Annotated in this window: 21 protein-coding genes; all 21 read right to left on the bottom strand. The window is 31.9% G+C overall.

What is annotated here, in order from left to right; all coding sequences use genetic code 11:
• Positions 1-2 precede the first annotated feature (2 nt).
• Entirely contained in the window at positions 3-461 is a 459-nt protein-coding gene (locus tag AC3A54_RS14300; protein WP_487654937.1) for a S24/S26 family peptidase, read from the bottom strand.
• Positions 451-723, bottom strand: a complete 273-nt coding sequence (locus AC3A54_RS14305; RefSeq protein ID WP_487654938.1) for a PqqD family protein — start codon at positions 721-723, stop codon at positions 451-453. Before AC3A54_RS14305 ends, AC3A54_RS14300 begins: the two co-directional genes overlap by 11 nt.
• A complete protein-coding gene (locus tag AC3A54_RS14310) occupies positions 720-1,505 on the bottom strand; it encodes a hypothetical protein (RefSeq protein ID WP_487654939.1) in 786 nt (261 codons plus the stop codon). The genes AC3A54_RS14305 and AC3A54_RS14310 overlap by 4 nt, the downstream gene beginning before the upstream one ends.
• Positions 1,506-1,594: 89 nt before the next feature.
• Positions 1,595-1,846, bottom strand: coding sequence for a hypothetical protein (locus AC3A54_RS14315; protein WP_487654940.1), 252 nt, complete (start codon positions 1,844-1,846; stop codon positions 1,595-1,597).
• A gap of 164 nt (positions 1,847-2,010) precedes the next feature.
• On the bottom strand, positions 2,011-2,898 hold the full coding sequence (locus AC3A54_RS14320; RefSeq protein ID WP_487654941.1) for a glycosyltransferase family 2 protein: 888 nt from the start codon (positions 2,896-2,898) through the stop codon (positions 2,011-2,013).
• A gap of 6 nt (positions 2,899-2,904) precedes the next feature.
• Positions 2,905-4,014, bottom strand: a complete 1,110-nt coding sequence (locus AC3A54_RS14325) for a glycosyltransferase family 1 protein (RefSeq protein WP_487654942.1) — start codon at positions 4,012-4,014, stop codon at positions 2,905-2,907.
• A gap of 18 nt (positions 4,015-4,032) precedes the next feature.
• The gene (locus AC3A54_RS14330) at positions 4,033-5,025 is read right to left on the bottom strand and encodes an SDR family oxidoreductase (RefSeq protein WP_487654943.1); all 993 of its coding nucleotides are present in this window, start codon (positions 5,023-5,025) and stop codon (positions 4,033-4,035) included.
• 1 nt (position 5,026) lies between these two features.
• On the bottom strand, positions 5,027-6,415 hold the full coding sequence (locus AC3A54_RS14335; RefSeq protein ID WP_487654944.1) for a nucleotide sugar dehydrogenase: 1,389 nt from the start codon (positions 6,413-6,415) through the stop codon (positions 5,027-5,029).
• Between the two features lie 11 nt (positions 6,416-6,426).
• The gene (locus AC3A54_RS14340) at positions 6,427-7,512 is read right to left on the bottom strand and encodes a glycosyltransferase family 4 protein (RefSeq protein ID WP_487654945.1); all 1,086 of its coding nucleotides are present in this window, start codon (positions 7,510-7,512) and stop codon (positions 6,427-6,429) included.
• A 361-nt stretch (positions 7,513-7,873) separates the two neighbouring features.
• Positions 7,874-8,824, bottom strand: coding sequence for a polysaccharide pyruvyl transferase family protein (locus AC3A54_RS14345; protein ID WP_487654946.1), 951 nt, complete (start codon positions 8,822-8,824; stop codon positions 7,874-7,876).
• Positions 8,825-8,924: 100 nt separating this feature from the next.
• Complete coding sequence (locus AC3A54_RS14350) at positions 8,925-9,917, bottom strand: glycosyltransferase family 2 protein (protein ID WP_487654947.1); 993 nt, start codon at positions 9,915-9,917, stop codon at positions 8,925-8,927.
• 117 nt (positions 9,918-10,034) lie between these two features.
• A complete protein-coding gene (locus AC3A54_RS14355) occupies positions 10,035-10,898 on the bottom strand; it encodes a 6-hydroxymethylpterin diphosphokinase MptE-like protein (RefSeq protein ID WP_487654948.1) in 864 nt (287 codons plus the stop codon).
• Between the two features lie 44 nt (positions 10,899-10,942).
• The gene (locus AC3A54_RS14360; RefSeq protein ID WP_487654949.1) at positions 10,943-12,043 is read right to left on the bottom strand and encodes a polysaccharide deacetylase family protein; all 1,101 of its coding nucleotides are present in this window, start codon (positions 12,041-12,043) and stop codon (positions 10,943-10,945) included.
• Between the two features lie 321 nt (positions 12,044-12,364).
• Positions 12,365-13,264: an SP_1767 family glycosyltransferase gene (locus AC3A54_RS14365; protein WP_487654950.1), complete on the bottom strand. Its 900-nt coding sequence runs from the start codon at positions 13,262-13,264 to the stop codon at positions 12,365-12,367.
• A 199-nt stretch (positions 13,265-13,463) separates the two neighbouring features.
• Complete coding sequence (locus AC3A54_RS14370; protein ID WP_487654951.1) at positions 13,464-14,522, bottom strand: glycosyltransferase family 2 protein; 1,059 nt, start codon at positions 14,520-14,522, stop codon at positions 13,464-13,466.
• A gap of 80 nt (positions 14,523-14,602) precedes the next feature.
• Positions 14,603-15,085: a KdsC family phosphatase gene (locus tag AC3A54_RS14375; protein WP_487654952.1), complete on the bottom strand. Its 483-nt coding sequence runs from the start codon at positions 15,083-15,085 to the stop codon at positions 14,603-14,605.
• Positions 15,082-16,080: a KpsF/GutQ family sugar-phosphate isomerase gene (locus AC3A54_RS14380; RefSeq protein ID WP_487654953.1), complete on the bottom strand. Its 999-nt coding sequence runs from the start codon at positions 16,078-16,080 to the stop codon at positions 15,082-15,084. Before AC3A54_RS14380 ends, AC3A54_RS14375 begins: the two co-directional genes overlap by 4 nt.
• Complete coding sequence (kdsA, locus tag AC3A54_RS14385; RefSeq protein ID WP_487654954.1) at positions 16,052-16,891, bottom strand: 3-deoxy-8-phosphooctulonate synthase; 840 nt, start codon at positions 16,889-16,891, stop codon at positions 16,052-16,054. The genes AC3A54_RS14380 and kdsA overlap by 29 nt, the downstream gene beginning before the upstream one ends.
• Positions 16,892-16,930: 39 nt before the next feature.
• On the bottom strand, positions 16,931-17,677 hold the full coding sequence (locus AC3A54_RS14390) for a 3-deoxy-manno-octulosonate cytidylyltransferase (protein ID WP_487654955.1): 747 nt from the start codon (positions 17,675-17,677) through the stop codon (positions 16,931-16,933).
• 16 nt (positions 17,678-17,693) lie between these two features.
• Positions 17,694-18,482: a 6-hydroxymethylpterin diphosphokinase MptE-like protein gene (locus AC3A54_RS14395; RefSeq protein ID WP_487654956.1), complete on the bottom strand. Its 789-nt coding sequence runs from the start codon at positions 18,480-18,482 to the stop codon at positions 17,694-17,696.
• A gap of 36 nt (positions 18,483-18,518) precedes the next feature.
• The gene (locus AC3A54_RS14400; RefSeq protein WP_487654957.1) at positions 18,519-19,448 is read right to left on the bottom strand and encodes a glucosamine inositolphosphorylceramide transferase family protein; all 930 of its coding nucleotides are present in this window, start codon (positions 19,446-19,448) and stop codon (positions 18,519-18,521) included.
• Positions 19,449-19,452 lie beyond the last annotated feature (4 nt).

The raw sequence follows: 19,452 nt of genomic DNA on the forward strand, positions 1-19,452 counted from the left end.
GTTTATTTAAATTGTAATTTTAACTTTCTATTCAAATACTTTCGCAAAATGCCGGATAAGACTGGAAAGGTGAGAATCATCCCTCCCCAAAGGCGCACAATTAAGTGTTCTGGGGATAGATGTATGTGTTGTTTTTTTACACCTACCAATTTCCCAAGAATCTGTCCTTCTTCAATGGGCTTGTCGAACCCAAGGTTTGTGTCCCCTTTTAAAATAAAAACGTGTTGGTAATTAACTATTTGTTTCTTTACTAGACGGTGAGCAATCAATTGACCAGTTTGTAATTGGACTAAAACAACATCACCTTTTTTTAATAGTGAAGGGTCACAAGGTGAAAATCTGCACACATCGTCCGATTGGATATAAGGATACATACTATTCCCAAACGCAGGGAGTTCCAGCCAACCGTCCTTGTTGATGGCTATTTTAAGTAATTTAAAGATAGGTTCGTCAATCAACATGGTCGATCAATCCATATTGAACCAGATTGTTTAAAAACTCATCAATATCCTTCCTTACCTGGTGTGTATCCTCAATTGCAGAGAACCTTTCCAACAAAGATTTTGTCAGAGTTTCCGCATTCTGTGCTTCCGTTAACAATGACCAGCAGTGCCCGCCAACATCATTCAATTTCGTGATTGTACATTGATTGGCATTTAGAATAATCCATTCTCCATCAAGCTCTGTTGCCTCACAATTTTCTTTTTGAATATACTGATTCATGATATTAACTCCCAAAAGGTATTATTTTTTTGAAAATAGAGGTCATAGACTGGTACCTGCATGACTAGCATGGTCATAAGTTTTAAGATTGATTTGGTTTCTTCCCGGTTCCTTGGCCAGAAAAATACTTTGTCCATTAAATGAAGGAGTGCATCGGATTTAGTAGATTTAAGTCTATTATTCTGGAGTGCTTGGTGTAGAAGTTGAATACTTGCTAGCTCTACCGAACCTTCAAACGGATCTGCTTCCAGTTCGCTTCGGAATGGTGAATTATATACGGTAACACCATTAGAGGTGATTTTTAAAAGTGTTGCCTCATCTGATAGAAGACAACGAGGAAATGAAAGCTTAGCAGCGGTAGATTTACCTGCGCCAGACTGCCCAGCAAAAATATGTGCCTTTCCATTTTCTATCGCGCAAGAGGAATGAAGCAGCAATCCCCAATTATGATGAACAATGAAAGAGCTATATAAGTTTGTTAATGCATGTTTTAAGGCCAACTCATCATAAACTGATATAGTTGCAGACTTGTATTCTGAATCAACTTCTATTTGGTAATCGTCTCTGCGATAGGTAATTTTATCACCTAAATTCGTGATCGCTACCTCATAGTTCAAAAAGGGGACCCCATAGCCATGATCTATTTTTATGGTAAGATTAGGCTTAGTATTTTTCAACCCCAAATTGCGATAAAGATTTTTTTCAATAGATTTATACAGGGTATCTGATTCGCAGAAAATTTGAACATAATGTTCACCAATTTTTGTTAGTAATTTATTCATATTGGCCTCCTATGGGAGAAAACATAATAGCTGGAAGGGAAGTACTAGAATGTATGTATTATCCTATTGACCTTCCCATTCCATTGAAACTAAGGATTCACATTTGGATTACACTGGCCAATTCCACCACTGTTTCCATTTCCATTACCATTGCCTTGTCCTGGGGTACCTGCTCCACATGGGGTTGGATTAGGATTTGGGTCATTCGGAAAGTGTATTCCACCATTTCCATCTGAATCTGGATTTTTTCCTTTTCCAGGATTCCAGCTATGTCTTGTTTCAAACTGGATTTGTTGATGGCTTAAAATAGTTGGCTTTGTATAAACCCTTTCAGCAATCATTTGCTCACCTCCTTTGCTCACTAAAAGTTCATTATAATGAACGGACAGAGTAAAAAAATTTATTGTATCTTGAATTTTTAATTAAGAATTGAAAATTACATCTCTACCATAGAATTATAAATCACATTACGTTCTTTAAAAAGAACATTTATTCGACAAAAAATTTATAATTTTTCTTCAGCCTTAGATACAATATATTTATTTAGTGCAATTCCAAATGGTAACGCAATAAGTGTCAGCAACTTTTTGGGGGACTGTCTTAAAACATCTTTACTTCCTGCAAAGATACTGCAAGATACATAATGTATTGCCTGCTTAAGTCTAAATAGAAAAGGTGTGTTTGGTAATTTCATCATTTCCATTCGATAAAATCTGAAGCCTTTTGGACTGTGTTTATATTGTTTTAATATATTCATTGATGATCCATCCGGTAGATACTCCACACAACAGAGTGCTTCATTCATTAAAAGCATTTCATATTCCTGATCTAGCATGTAATATTTATAGGAGAGAGGAACTAACTTTTCATTTTGATAAACAGGGTACGGATATTTCCTTGTCAATTCCGTCCGATAGACTAGTTTCTTATCACCCTTAACACCATATTTATTATATAGGTTAAACAATGTGGAGGTTTTAATATTACTTGGAAGTTCTGTCCCAATAACTTTCCCTTTATTATTACAATCAAGCCCAATAATACCACCTATTTCATTGCTACCATTTTCTTTCCAAAAAGAAACAATTTTTTCAACAGCATCATAAGGCATGTAATCATCACTATCGATACAAACATTTAATTCCGTATCAATTAAGTTATATGCTGTATTGTGTGCTCCATGCATCCCTTGATTTTCCTGTCGATAATATTGAATCGAAATAATATTTTCTTCCATCCACCCTTTAACTAAATCCTCTGTATTATCAGAAGATCCATCATCAATAATTAACCAAATAAATTCCTTACTTGATTGTCTTTTAAGACTTTCATAACATTTGTGGAGGGTATAAGCCCTATTGTAGGTCGGAGTAAAAACAGTCAATATTGGCAAGAAATATCACCTCGCATTCGATAGATAAAAGTCTTGAAGCCATGTTGCCGTATTCTTAATATCATACCCTCTGTCTCTTAGCATGTTTAATTTAGAGGTATGACGTTGTATTTTTTCCACGGTCATTTTTTCTAGTTCAACAGCCCAAAGATCTATACTTGAGAGATTTAAAAATTTTATTAAACCTAAACCTAAGTCAACCTCATCTGTGATCTCATCTGATATTAAACAAGGGACTCCAGCTGCTTGTGCTTCTATGAGCGTTACTGGTAAACCTTCATGCAGGGAAGGAAATAAAAATAGGTCAAAAGCTTGTAGTAGTTGATTAATATCACTTCTAACACCTAGAAACTTTACCTTACCTTGTATATTAAGTTCGCCGACTCTTTTTTCAATATCATTCCGTAGTACACCGTCACCACATAATAATAAGATAGAATTGGGCTTTCTTTTAACAAATTCAGCAAATATCTCAACTAAGAACTTATGATTCTTTTGTTTTGTAAATCTACCAACATGACCGAAAACTATTTGATCATCAATCCCTAATTCCTTCCTTTTCCTCATTCTAATATCTGGAGAATAAGTAAACATTTCTGGTTCGATTCCATTATTAAGTAATTTTGCTTGATTTGATTTACTGCCAAACAACCACTTAGCAGCAGCTTCGGAACAGGCAAAAGTATAATCAGAATGGGAGGGTATAAATAACCCTGAATACCATTTATATGCCTTGGTTAAAACTCCCCCTTCCCCACCAGTATTATGACTGTGAGAAATACAATATCGTATTCCAAATTTCTTCGCAGCTCTAACTACTAATCCACTCATCCTATTTAAATGAGAATGAACAATTGTATAGTCATTATGGGTAGAGAAGAAATTATTTAGGGCTTTAATGTAACCAAAATGCCCTACTTCATTAATATATGGAATTCGATGGATGGTTCCTCCAAGTTCTTTAATTTCTTGATCAAAAACCCCTTCTTTACACGTCAAAAAATCGAATTGAACCTTGGAACGGTCCACATTTCGATATAGGTTCATTAGGAGTGTCTCAGCACCGCCTCTGTTCATATTTACGACAACGTGTAAAACTCTAATAGGTTTACTCATTTCCTACCCTCCTGGAACTTACACCGGTTCTAAGTATCCCAAATTCTCTTTATACCATTCTATTGCCGCATCGATACCTCGCTCAAAACTCCATTCTGGATCAAATCCCAGCATTTGTTGTGCTTTCGAAATATCGGCATTGCTATGCTTAATATCTCCTTTTCGCTCCAGCCCAAAAACTGGTTGAATATCTTTTCCTAATGCATTCAACAAGTGATTATAGATATCTATCAAGAACTCTCTTCCACCGTAAGCAATATTATAGGCTTGACCTGCAGCTTCACTACTTGCATTACAGGCTTTCAAATTGGCCTCAATTACATTTTCAATATAGGTAAAATCTCTACTCTGCTTTCCATCACCATTAATCGTTGGCCTTTCATTATTCAATAATAGTTGAATAAATTTTGGAATAACTGCTGCATAGACTCCATTAGGGTCCTGTCTTCGGCCAAATACATTGAAATACCGTAAACCATAGGTATCTAGTCCGTATAGCTTTGTATAGAGCTTCCCATATTCCTCGTCTACCATTTTGGTAAGTGCGTAAGGGGATAACACATTGCCCTCTCCGCCTTCTTTTTTTGGCAGAGTAGGCTCATCACCATAGACGGATGAACTTGAGGCGTAAACAAATTTCTTCACACCATTCTGTCTAGCTGCCTCCATCATATGTAACGTGCCTTTTATGTTAATTTCTTCATATAATAATGGCATCTCTATACTTCTTGGAACACTTCCCCATGCGGCTTGATGAAGGACATAATCCACACCTTCACAAGCTTTCATACAAGTATCCAAGTCACGAATATCTCCTTCAATAAATTCATAGTTAGGATTTTCTAAAAATGGTTCTACATTTTCTTTTTTTCCTGTCGAAAAATTATCAAGACCTCTAACTTGATAACCTAACTTCAAGATGGCTTCAACCAAATTTGATCCAATAAATCCTGCTGATCCCGTCACTAAAAAGGTAGAACCCTCTGGAAATCTGATAGTTTCATATCCCATGTTAAAGCCTCCAATACAAGAAGCCTGAATTCTCAGCTTCTGTTCGATTAAATACTCCCTTAATATCTATTAATACATGGTTATTCCTTTCAGCTTCTGTATCAAACTCAGATGCAGCAGCTACTTCATTCATAGCTTCAGAATGGATATACATTTGACTTGATAATCTATACATCTTTTTCACATCTTCTAAACAAATAGTTTTAAACTCATCATGGGCTACGGCAAAGATAACAGCATCCATTTCTTTTATTTCTTCAACAGAACACGGATTAATTCTATATTCATTCCAAAGGTCATCTTTATCCGCTAGAGGATCAACAACTTTTACTTCTACTCCGTACTCCTCTAATTCTTTGATTACATCGACAACTTTTGTGTTCCGAACATCCGGGCAGTTTTCTTTGAAGGTCACACCAAAGATTGCTACTCTTGAGCCATTTATTTGTTTTTTTGCTTTGATCATTTTCTTTACAGTACATTCAGCTACATACTTACCCATATCATCATTGATTTTTCTTCCTGAAAGAATAATTTGAGAAAAGTAGCCCATTTGTTCCGCCTTGTATGTAAGATAGTAGGGATCAACACCGATACAATGGCCACCTACCAAGCCAGGAGAGAACTTAAGAAAGTTCCACTTCGTTCCTGCCGCCTCTAATACTGATTTTGTATCAATGCCCAGTTTATTAAATATGATAGAAAGTTCATTCATAAAAGCGATATTAATGTCTCGTTGAGAATTTTCAATTACCTTAGCAGCTTCTGCCACTTTAATGCTTTCGGCTTTATAAACCCCTACATCAACAACCAGTTCATACACTTTTGCGATAATCTCTAATGTTTCTTTATCCATTCCAGAAACCACTTTAATGATTGTTTCTAGTCTATGTTCTTGATCACCAGGATTTATTCTTTCAGGAGAATATCCAACTTTAAAGTCTGCTCCACACTTTAAACCAGATTCTTTTTCTAAAATGGGAACACAGAACTCCTCTGTTACACCAGGGTAGACAGTGGATTCAAAGACGACAATGGAGCCTTTGGTTAAGTTTCTACCAAGAGTACGGGTGGCTGATTCAATAGGAGTTAAGTCTGGAGTTCGGTCTTCTTTAACAGGGGTAGGTACGGCAACAATATGGAATTTCGCTTCTCTTAGTCTTTTTTCATCAGACGTGAAATCAACAGTTGTGCTTTTAATTATTTCATTCCCTACTTCTTTCGTAGGGTCGATTCCATTTTTATAAAGCTCAATCTTTTCCATATTCACATCAAAACCAATGACATCCACTTTCTTTGCAAAAGAAACAGCAATAGGCATACCCACATAACCAAGTCCGATTAATGATACTTTTTCTTCTCTTTTAACAATCTTTTCATATAAGTTCATACCATTTCTCCTTATAAATTTTTAATCTCATCCATATATGCATTTATCACAATTCTTCTATCATATTCTTTCTCCATTTTTTTACGCCCAGCCATTCCCATTGCTTTCTTTTGTTCATACGGTAGCTTTATGAATTTAATGATCGATTCTACTAAACTCTCAACACTCTTAACCTCAAAACCAAAACCACTTACATCTTCATCAAAAGTTTCTTTACAACCGGGTACTCTAGAAGCTAAAACCGGCCGTCCGGAAGAGGCAGATTCAAGCAGTACATTAGCTGTTCCTTCATGGTAGGAGGGAAGAATAGTTGCGTGAGATTTCTCAATAAACGAATGAACATCATTCTGTTGGCCGTGATAATTAATCATTCCTAATTGATCTAGTTCAGTTAATTGTTGTTGGTAATCTTCTTCACAATGACCAATTAAATCAAATTGTGTATTTGGATATTGTTCTTTGACAATTTTGACCGCTTGCAGAAGCTCTTCTATCCCCTTTGATTTCATCATTCTACCGATAAAGAGGAATTTGTTTTTTCCATCATCTTCAGGGTATTCTTCAAAAGTTTGGTGGTTTAAATTCACACCAGAACCGGGAATTAATCTAGTTTTGCTCATTACAATGTTTTGATCCAGAAAGAACCTTAGATTCGTTTCATTTTGGAAAAATAAGCATGATGCTTTTTTCAATCCTACTTTATTAAGCATTAATGTAATTTTTTGAATGACACCTTTATTTTCAACGGATGTACCTAGCCCAGTTATGTTTGTAATGTATGGAATTTTTGTGATCCTACATGCAAGTCCGCCATAAACATTCGGCTTAATGGTATAAGTCAAAACAACTTCTGGTTTAATTTGTTTGATTATTTTTATGTAATTAAACAAAAGATTTAAATCTTTAATTGGATTGGTTCCACGTCTATCCAGTTGTGTCTTTACGTACTTACATCCTAGATTTTTTAGTTTTGGTACATATTCATCATTTGGTAATGAAATATATACTTCGTTATTTTCTTGGATTAACTCTTCTAACAATTCTTTTCTAAAGTTATACAATCCCATTCCGAAGTTAGCTAACACAAGAATTTTCATCCCAATCTCTCCCTAACCTGAAACCAAAGATGTAGCTTCAGTTATATCTCTTCGAACACCTCATCTTTTCTCCACTCTACCAATCGAAAAATCGCATGTTTAATCGTTCACTAAAAAGAACGTTTAATCCAAAATAAATTGAGAGATAAATACATATTTCAATACCTCTCTTTTATCGATAAAAAAGTATTAATCTAAAGTAAAAATTTACTTAAAAGTTCTTTATAAAGAACGTGGTTATAAAATTATAATATTATCTCAAGGAAATGAAGTCAATACTCTTTTTCGAAAGATTTGACAATATTCTTAGAGAATTAATTATAATTGATTCTGTTAGTAAACACATAAAAATATTATTATTTTATTGCTCCTTTAGTAATTCTGAATATTTCACTTTAAATGTCCAGCAGTTATAATAACTGGAGTTTTTACCATAGGAATTATCTAATACTATATTTTTCTTTTCCATTAAGCATGCTAAAATATGTCCATGTAAACGCGAAGTCATAATAATTTCATATTTACTAAATAATTTTATTGCTTTACGAATTATATAACTAGAGTATAAGTAATATAGTTTAGACAATACCTTTGTAGTAATATACTTATAGACTTTATAAGAATTATGAGCCCTATAAAATAGCCTCATCAATTTTAGATCAAGTCGAGAATATAACATGTCCCAATCAAATTCACTTGAGTCTTCTAATTGATATTTACCTGTATCTATTTCAGTCTTCTCTTTATCTTTTCTAAGAAAATATAAAATATCTGATTCTTTCTCGCATTTAATTAAAATAGGATACAATGCATGAGCCATATCTTGACTTAAGTAAACATTTTTTAGATATTTAGTAGCTAATAGATAGCTTTTCTCATCCCGGGTATAGAGATGTAAATTTTTATGTCTACTAAATACTCTAAAATCATTTAGCATTTCATGGTTATTATTATAAAATATCGATTGGGGTAGAATAACAATCTTGTGATTCGGGAAATTTTCAACTAATAATTTCCTTAATTTTTGATGAACTCTATACAAGTCTCCAAAATTACCTCCCCCGTGACACAATATTATTACGTCAATAGGTATTTGAAGTTCACCTTTTCCTAGTAAGTATTCTACTAAATGATAACTAAATCTTTTTATTACGCGAATATTACTTTCTCTTAAAAATTTTTCTGTTCCCTTCCAAATAAGCATATCACCAACATTATTATGAATAGGATAATCAAAATAATATACCTTGGACCCTTTCGGAATTACACTATTAATTTTAAGTAGATCTTCTTTTAACTCATTCATTTGCATTTTTATTCTAGTCTCCTAAAATAATAATTTTTTCCTACCAATTTAATAAATTATTTACCTGTCTTAAATTCAGTATTACAAGAGTACCCCTATTTAAACATTAAATCTGGATTTGTAATAAAAGGTCTTTTAACTTAAAATACCATTCATAAAATATCGGGTTAATAATAAACAAAATCCATATTACCTTTTCTTTTTTATTATAATAAGGATTATAAATCAGCGATCTTAAACTCTTAAAAAAATCTTTTCTTAATTTCGTAATCTCATTATCTGCAATAATATTATTTAATTTTACTTTTTTATAACCCCAAAAAAGAGTTTGAATGTATTGAACCTCTGCTTTATACTGGAGATTTTTTTGATTAATATCTTTAAAAAAGTTTGCTCTATCTTTTAAAGCGTAGACAGCATCTAATCTTTTTATATTAAATGGCGATCTCGTAATACTTTTACTTGTTTGAAGATAAAAATAAAGCTTTATTGGCAAATATGTTACCTTTGAACTTTTATATAATAATTTATGAGCTATAAACTCATCTTCATGTATTCTCCCATGGTCATATCGCAGTTCATCGAACAAACATCTTCTGTAAAGTTTATTCCACGCCACAACGAATTTTTCACTATTTTTACTATATAATTCCTTTAGTGCATCAATATTTGTGAATTCCTGGGTTTCAACATCAACATTAACACTTACTGTCTCAAATTTTTCATTTTCATTGACGATAAAATAATCACATATAACTATATCAGCTGAAGTATCTATTACTTTTTCATATAACAATTCATACATTTTAGTATGAAGATAATCATCACTATCTACAAAAGCAATAAACTCACCCGTAGCTTTGCTGATTCCAGCATTCCTCGCAGACGAAAGTCCTCCATTTTCCTTATGAATTACTTTAATTCTTTTATCTATTTTTGAATATTCTTCACATATTTCTCCACATCTATCAGGAGAACCGTCGTTAACTAAAATTAATTCAAATGCTTTAAAGGATTGATTCAAAATTGATTCTATACATTTAACTAAATATTTTTCTACATTATAAATGGGAACTATTATGCTAATTTTATATTCCATAGCTACTATCCTACCTTTTATCATTTTACCCTTAATAAATTTGTAGTAGTGGATTGATACGTTTTTTAATATACAAAAACACCTTTGTAAGGTTACAGTGTAAATTACGTAGGTGTTTTATATTTCCTGAATAATATGTTCATTTTCTGTTATCTTTTGATCATTTTCTTTATTACTTTCTCTAAATAAATCATCAAAATTTCTAAATTTAAACACGTCCAGATAAGAAACCCGTGTTGCGTTATAAATTTTCCTTCCTGACTTTTCATAAACAAATTTTGCTTTTTCCATTCCACAATACATTTCTTCAGGTGCCTGACCTGCTTTTCTTTCATCTGCTCTAATGTAATTTTCACTAAAATAAATTTTGGAATTCTCATCTTTTTTAAGGAATGATAGGTCTTTTGTTTTCGATACTGCACCTTTGAAATTGTAATCATGCCCAAGTAAATAAACTTCTGAAAACCCCATATAATGAGCAATTTGAAGTAAATGATATGAGACAGTCCCTGATGAGTATAAAGATTCCATAACATTAGTTGAAAATGTACCAAGTTTGTTTTTATTTAGGTTATTATTGAAATATAAATCTGCATTAAATAAGTGTTTATAGCACTTTAATGTAAATGTTGTGTTTGCTTCAACTTCATTGATTTCTTTTACATTTTCCTCTAGCACTATTGAATCTACCACCATATAAAAAGTTGGTCTCCAACTAGTTTGATTAAAAATTTTATATATCTTATTAGAAGCAAATGTAAATTCATCTTTCAATTTTTCTAAGTCCTCTTTGTTCAAACTTGGCCCATTACCAATTATAAAGCAGCGCTTGCCCTTATACTTATTTTTCAATTTGTATATTTTGTAATTATTTTTGTTAATTGGAATATTAATTTTTGAAAAAAGATTAATATTATAAAAAACTAATAAATTTGTATAATTATAGATGTTTTTCACCTGTTTTTTTAAAAATTTGAACACTCCGCCATTTCCCCTACTTTAATAATTTTCCCTATGTTTCCTTATTAAAATGCATTAATCAGATTACCTTTACTATTATTTAATGGATTATTATTACTAATATCCAAATCCTTCAATTTGTGAAGCTTCTTTAAAAGCCGAAAATCTGAAATATTATTATTTTTTAAATTTATCTTCTCTAAATTTATAAAATATTGTATCCCATCTAAATTGGAAATATTTTCACCACTTAAATCTAATTCCTTTATATTTATTAATTCTAAAATTGAAATCCTAGAATCTTCTGGGTTAGAAATATATTGTCTAATGCTTCTTTCAAGGTTTTTGTCAATAAAGGTAGCAACACCAGCAATTTCAGCAGTAGTATAAAATTCTAAATTCAACTTTTTTGCTTCAAGAATAATTTCCTGAATGGTATTTGGTGATATTCTCCATTCTCCGGCTTTTCTCGAATCTTCACCCCATCGAAAATCATTCCAGTTAATTTCTTCAGGAATTAGCGAGTGACACATAAAGATTAAATTATTACCTGTTTTCTTTGCCAGTCTCATTATTTTTTTTATATACTTCACATCAGTAAGTAACTTACTATCTATACTTATTGAGGGTGCAAATCCAGTATGATTAAATGAAATTAAGTTATTTTCGGCTAAATCTCCTCTAACGACTTTAAAATAGTTTGGCACTAATTCTTTAATATTCCATTCATTATAATGAGTGTAAGGAAATGCGTAAGTTACCGGTTTTTTAAATTTTTCTTTCGTTTTTGAATGCGATTGGTTTTCCATCCAACTGAACAAAGGTATTATCTCATCTTCGATCCATCTAGATAATCCATTTTCATTAGAATAATTAACAGCGCTCTGATGCTTATATCCATGATGGGCTATCTCATGGCCATTTGCTTGCAAATCTAGCAGCATGTCAATTTCGTCTTGAGAATGCTCTCTTTGGCCTTCAAAATGATGGAATGCATTAATATTAAAAGTTGCTTTGACATCATAATACCCAAATAATTCTTTTCCATATTTGTGCCATTGGTTGACCCTAAAACTATCATCAAAGGAAAACGTAATGCCAGGTTTATTTAAATAAGGTGTGTTTTTGTTTGATTTCAACTTAAATATCTCAATGTTCTTTTCCATTTTATAAATAATGCTCCCATAATACTTGTCATCTCTATACTGGGAACATCGGAACTTAACCTTCCTTATTGTATTAACTAACTTGTTTCTCACTCTTTGGCCCTCCCTTAAGTCTTGCTTAAATGACTGATAGTTTATTAATTGTGCCGAGTACATCATTTTGTATTTCTAATTTTCTATAGTAGTTTAATCGATAGCTTTAAAAATAAAATGTTTCATTAGCTAGAGCCTATGCTACTTAATTCTTTATTTAAATCTAGATTTTAATCTAATGTATGGGCTATTTCATTTACGATATCGCTGCACACTAGAAAACCTTTATTATAGTATTTGAACCTGTATTTCATTTTCATAATCTTGATTTTGTAATTTTCCAACTTGTGTTCCATTGGCAACTTCACCAGTATACTTATTTTTCACAGGAATTTTTACTTGTGCCCTTTTCAAAAACCATTCATACTCTATATCTACATTTCCAATATCAACTGCTTGATAACCCATTCTAGAAAGATCATATGCTAATACTGTTGCTGTTGGTCCAAGTGCAAGAAGTATTAATTTTGACGTGTTGTGTTTTCTAACTGCAGTTAAAATTCCATCATATTTTGCAAATGCATTTTCTGCTGGACATAAAATTCTTTTTAAAGACTTAGCATTACTAAATAAATTATTACCTGCGCCTAATCTACTTTGTTCACCTTCAACTAGAATAATTTCTCTATCATCCCAGATCCTTTTAAACTTTAAAAAGCGCTCATCTGCTTTACTTTTATCTTTATAGTCCATATATAAACGAGTCACCAATGCATCATAATAGACTTTTTTCTTATCTAACTTCCGATAAATTCTGCTTCTATATAAAGTTAAAAATTTATTCCAGTAATTTTTTGCTTTATCTGTTAACCTATCTACATTATTAAAAACATTAGGTAAACATACAATATGGTTGTTACTTTGCGAGTTTATGATTTCTATTAAACGCAGCCTCAAATCATTATTAAATTCTTGGAAAAATTGCTGTTCCTTAAACATTATTTTAAATTCCCCATCCCCATAGCGACTTACCGAGCACTTCTCTTTTATTATTTTGTCTAATGTTTCATCTGTTGTTTTAACAATTGGCGGTTCCATAATTATGGAAACAAAGTTATTCTGTAATATCGTAAAACGTTTTTTTAATTCTAGGAATATATAATATAATCTTAATAAAAATTTCTTCATACTTCTTTACTCCTTATCAAGTTTTACTAATAAATCCCTTACACTTCTTGGTCATAGTTTCTTTAATAGATGGCTGTATCTCTGTTACCAAAATTTCAGCGTAATTTAATAAATCTCTCTGCAATTATCTAAGAATTCAACATTGCACAATAATACATTTTAAATCAGTAAAAATTCGACTAGTAGTTGATACTCTAATTTAATTCTTCTTAAAGTAACTATTGCTTAAAAAATCCTTGTTTCCCACTATATATTTTTTTACTTTTATTACTTGTTCTACAAGCCAAACTAAATAATAATTATTTGTTTTTAATAACTTAATATATCTATTATCCTCTTTTGACGTATCAGCCATTTCTATACACTCTATAAATTCTTTTGAATTTAGAATATGATTGTTATATTTTAATTTTTTTATTAAATTATCTCTATTCCGTTCATCAAAGGTATTTTTAAACATATATAGAAAGTTCAAATAAAAATTAGTTGCAAATTCTTCAATTTGTTCTTGATCAACATTAAGTTGTTTAAAATATTCTCTCCAGGCATAGTAGACCATAACATTAATATCAGATAAATCTTTACGATATCCGTTTACTAAACTGTTCACATTTGAGTGGACGTAATTATAGCTAATTGTGGGAATTGTAACAATTGAATCCATATAACTCATATAGGAGAGGTTAAAGAGTAAATCTTCTCCCCTATTTACGTTAATGTCGAAATATAAAGAGTTCTCGATTATAATTTTTCTGTCATATATTTTGCAACATAAACTAGCTGAAAGACCTTTTTTATATGTTTCAAAATACCTACTTTTATCAAATGACAATTTTTTCGAGAAAGACTTTATGATTTCTTCCTTTTGTTCCTTGAAATTATAAACGAACCTAATTCCACTTACTGGCAAAACCTTTCTACCTTGTTTAACGGCATCATAAAGGTGGCTACACCAATTTAATTCAACATAGTCATCACTATCACAAAACATCAGAAAATCACCTTGTGCAAGTGTAATTCCATTATTTCTTGCGTTTGAAACTCCTCCATTATTTATGTGAATGACTTTAATTCTGCTATCCTTTCTAGCATAGTTATCACAGATCCTACCACTCTTATCTATTGATCCGTCATCTACTAATATTAATTCAAAATCTGAAAAAGCTTGTGCCAAAATACTATCTATGCAGCGGTGAATATATTTTTCTACATTATAAACAGGTACTATTATTGAAATTAATGGCTTTATTTTTCTCACCTCATTACATACACTTTATTTTATTAGCATTTTTATCGTGTGATACTTTAATTAATAAACACTTGTATATTTCCGAATTCTCATTGCTTTATTAGCAAATCAATAAATTCTCGAACGGCTCCATTTCCACCATTAGACTTGCAAACATAATCCACTACACTAATAACTTCATCCATTGCATCTGCTGGACAAGCTTTAAAATAGCAAACTTTCATACAGTCGATATCATTTAAATCGTCACCTATATATGCAACATTTTCATATCTTAGCTGGTATCTTTTAATAACATCGTCCAAAACCTTTAACTTATCGTCAACTCTTTGATGAACTTCCTCAATCTTTAGTTCAGCAGCACGTTTCTCTAAAATCTCGGATTTCTTCCCAGTAATGATAACTGGGATAATATTATACTTTTTAATATTAATTAAACGATAACCATCTTTAACATTAAACGCTTTAAAAATCTCACCATTATCACCGACATAAATTTTCCCATCCGTTAGGGTGCCATCCACATCCATTACTAGCATTTTAATTTTTGATAAATCCTTATCTTTAATCATGCAAATATACCCACCCCAAAAATATCGTTAACTCTTACAGTTCCAACCAGTTTATTATCACTAATGATTGGCAACGCAGAGATATTGTTTTCTTTCATTGTCCTAAGTGCATCTACAGCGAGCATATCTGGATTTATATAAATGGGCGTTTTTACCATAACATCATCTACTGACAGATCATAAACATTCACTTCTCTAGTAAATGTTCTTCTTAAATCTCCATCCGTAAAGACTCCGATTAATTCATTTTTTTGATTTACAATATTAATAATTCCTATTGCTTTTGTACTCATCTCAATAATTGCATCTTTTAACTTCGTCCCGGCCTTCACAACTGCGTTGTTATCTCCTGTGTGCATGATATCCTTCGCCTTTACTAGCAGTTTTTTCCCAAGGGATCCTGCAGGATGATACAATGCATAATTTCGTTCTTGGAAACCATAGATTTTTGATAAGCAGACTGCTAAAGCATCCCCCAAAACCATTTCAACTGTTGTACTTGATGTAGGTGCCAAATTCATTGAACATGCTTCGTTAAATTTAGGAAATACAAAGGAGTAATCACTATATTTAACAAGTGATGAATTTTGATTTCCAGAAATACCAATCAATGTTGCACCTATTAGTTTAATATTAGGTAAAATTCTAGTGATTTCTTCACTTTCGCCACTATAACTAATAGCTATTACAATATCATTTGCCGAAATCATACCTAAGTCTCCATGAAGTGCTTCTGCGGGATGAAGGAAAAATGATGATGTCCCTAGGCTAGACATGGTTGCAGCAATTTTCCTCGAAACATGCCCAGGTTTCCCCATTCCTGTAACAATCACCTTACCGGTACAATTTGAAATTAGTTCTACTATTTTTACAAATCTTTCATCTAGAGCATCTTTAACTAGGTTTATGGCGTTTATCTCAGTTTCAAAAACATATTTAGATTCAGATAGAATATCTATTTGAGGTTCAGTGAGAAATTCTAATTGATTCAACATCACTCACCGCCTTATATATATTCATTAGTTTTTTTAGCATCACTTCAATCTCATCAAGTTTAACCATGTTAGGGCCATCAGACTTTGCATTATCTGGATCCTCATGCACTTCCATAAATAAAACATCTGCACCGACAGCTAAAGCTGCTTTTGCCAAATGCTCTACATACTCTCGATTTCCACCTGTAGTTGTGAGGTTGCCTCCAGGCTTCTGAACACTGTGAGTTGCATCAAATACGACTGGATAGCCAAACTTTTTCATTTCAATAATGCTAGTCATATCAACAACTAAATTGTTATAACCAAAGGTGTTCCCTCTTTCGCACAAAAGAATGTTTTCGTTACCTGATTCTTCAACCTTCAAAATAACGTTTTTCATATCTTTTGCTGATAGAAACTGTGCCTTTTTAATGTTTACCGGCAATCCGGTTTCAGCTGCTGCTACCAATAGATCTGTTTGTCTGCATAGAAAAGCAGGTATTTGTAGCATATCCAGAACCTCAGCAGCAACCCTTGCTTGATATGGCTCATGAATATCTGTTACTACTGGTATGCCTAATTCATCTTTTACTCTTTTTAATATACGAAGACCTTCATTTAATCCAGGACCTCTGTACGATGTAATAGACGTTCTATTCGCTTTATCGAACGATGATTTAAAAATAAAAGGAATACCAAGTAGTCCTGTAATTTCCTTTAATCTTGTTGCCACTTCCATTACTTGTTCTTCAGATTCGATTACACAAGGACCTGCAATTAACGTAAACATTGTATTATCTACCGTAATATTACCTACTTTCATTTTTTCCATGAGAATCTTCCTTTCGCATTTTTTATATCGACATCAACTCTAATTTAATGCTGGAACTTTTCCACTTTCTTTCATATACTCTTCCACTTTTTCAATATCTTTAGGTGTATCAACTGAAATTGTCTTACAATGTGCGTTTATATAAAAAATGTCTTTTCTGTTTTCAATAAATCTAAAAGAATCATTCTCTTCAATTTTTTCAATAGGTCCTCGTGGTGTATCGTGATAATATTGTAGAGCCTTTTTAGTAAATGCCCCAACCCCCACAAATTTCTGGTAAGTATAATTCATTCCTCCTTTAGGGAACGGAATTGGACTACGGGAAATGAAAAGACAAATCCCGTCTTTATTAGTTACTATTTTTAAGTTTGATGTATCCACAACTTCCACCGGATCCGTAAAATCTGTCATAAGATTTGATACGTAGAATTCATCTTTATTTAAATTAGATGGAATGCACTTCACAATATCTATTGCTTCAATCGCAGGTTCGTCACCATTTATCATTACATAAAGATCGGCATCTATAAGTTCCGATACTTCATATAGTCTTTCCGTTGCTGTTTCATGTTCCTTTGAGGTCATAATCACTTTTGCTCCAAAATTTTCACATAGGTCCTTAATTTCTTCACTGTCTGTTGCAACATATACCTCATCAAAGCATTCAACTTCCTTAGAATGTGTGTAAACCCACCAAACCATAGGTTTTCCTAGAATATTTGCTAATGGTTTATTATTAAATCTTGAAGAACCGCCTCTAGCAGGTATTACTCCAACTATTCTCATACTTATACCACGCTTTCTAAAAAATTATTTTATCAAAATTTACTCTATCAAAGACTTCTAATTTGCCTCCACGAGTTGCATTATATATTTTTATATTATGTTCATCTGCATATTTTTTTGCTGCTATAAATGCTCTAGTTGAGATTTCTATATTTGGAATATATAAGTCATCTTTGTCAGAATTATACTTTTCACTAAAATAGTCTTTGGCCATCTTATCAATTATTATTTCGCCCTTATCGTTTTCCATTTTACTGAAATGATGATCAACACCTAAAAGATAAATCTCTTTAATTCCCATATATACTGCCATTTGTAATGCGGTATAAGCTACGGTATTTCCCCAGTATATCCCTTTAGCAATGTCTTCAGAAAACGTGGGTTCGAGTTTGCTGTCACCTAATTTAAAGATATAATAGTTTGCATTTTGAAAGTTAATCTTGTAATCCCATGGGAAATTAACAGGGAAAAACTTATTTTCTATCTTTAATTTATCTATTTCTTCTTTACTTTTAAAAATTGTTTTTTCATCTTCAGAGCAGTAATATGTAGGACGCCAATCTGTTTGGTCAAATAGATAGTAAATTCGATTGAAGGCAAATGTAATTTCGTGTTTAAGTTTATCTAAGTATTCAGCTTTCAAACTGGGACCATTTCCAATAATAAAACATCTCTGGTTTAGATGTATATTTTTAAATTTCTTTAAGGCTAAAGCGTTTTGTGAAAGTGGGAAATTAATAACTTTGGCTAGTCTCGTTAGTCTATAGAAGGTAGTGCTCATTGTACTTTTATATTTCTTTAACATGACAGACTCCTCTAATCGAATAATACTTTAGTAACCCTACTTAATTATTGCTGCTTTGGATTTCCTCACTACCTTGTTGGGTAGTTTATAGAGGAATTTTAATAGTTTTCCAAGATCAAAGACTGAGTATCTTATATCAATTACCTCAAAGTCATCACACTTACCATATGTATGGGCCCCGGTTAGTTTTTTATGGAAGTTTATTGGAATATCATCAGGTAAAATGGAAGAGATATTTTTTTCACAGTAGACACTGTCTGAGATTTCAATAATTTCATTGAACTTTATTGCTTTCCCATACCTGCCGTTTGAACAATCCTGGGATACCCTAATCAATTTACTGTTAAAGTCTAATATCCTTCCTGCAGGTCTTGAAAATTCATTATCAGTGATAATCGGATTATTTTTATGTGGTATAAGATTAAATTCATTATCAAGTGTATACAGTAATAATTCGTCACTATAAGGACTTGTAGATAATAATTTTGATACAAATAAATACATCTTCTCTTTTTGAAATAAAATTGTTGCATCAGAGAATTCAATATTATCCATTAACACTTTGCTTAATTTCCATTTTGAAGGAAAATCTATCGACTCATATAGGAGTAACTTTTGCACAGATGAAGTTTCAGGTATCATGTATATTTTGTTGTTAAAGTTAAAAACAAAGGGGTAAGACATGTGAAAAGGCTCTTTTAATATAATCTGTCGGTCTACAATTTTATGGTCTATAATTTTGGCAACCCCTATTTCCCCGCGATTTTTCATTTTATTATATGCTTCATAGAACATGTAGATTTTATTATCTACCTTATACAGGATAGGATCTGCATACCAATATTTAACACTATTTTTAAAAGGAATAAATTTTTCTTTATTTTTTTTTTTGATCTCAATATGCCTATCTATAAACCTATATGCAATCATATAATCCGTCCGATGAAACCTTTGAAAAAAATTCAACATT

Source organism: Neobacillus sp. Soil_C_43 (genome assembly GCF_057656715.1).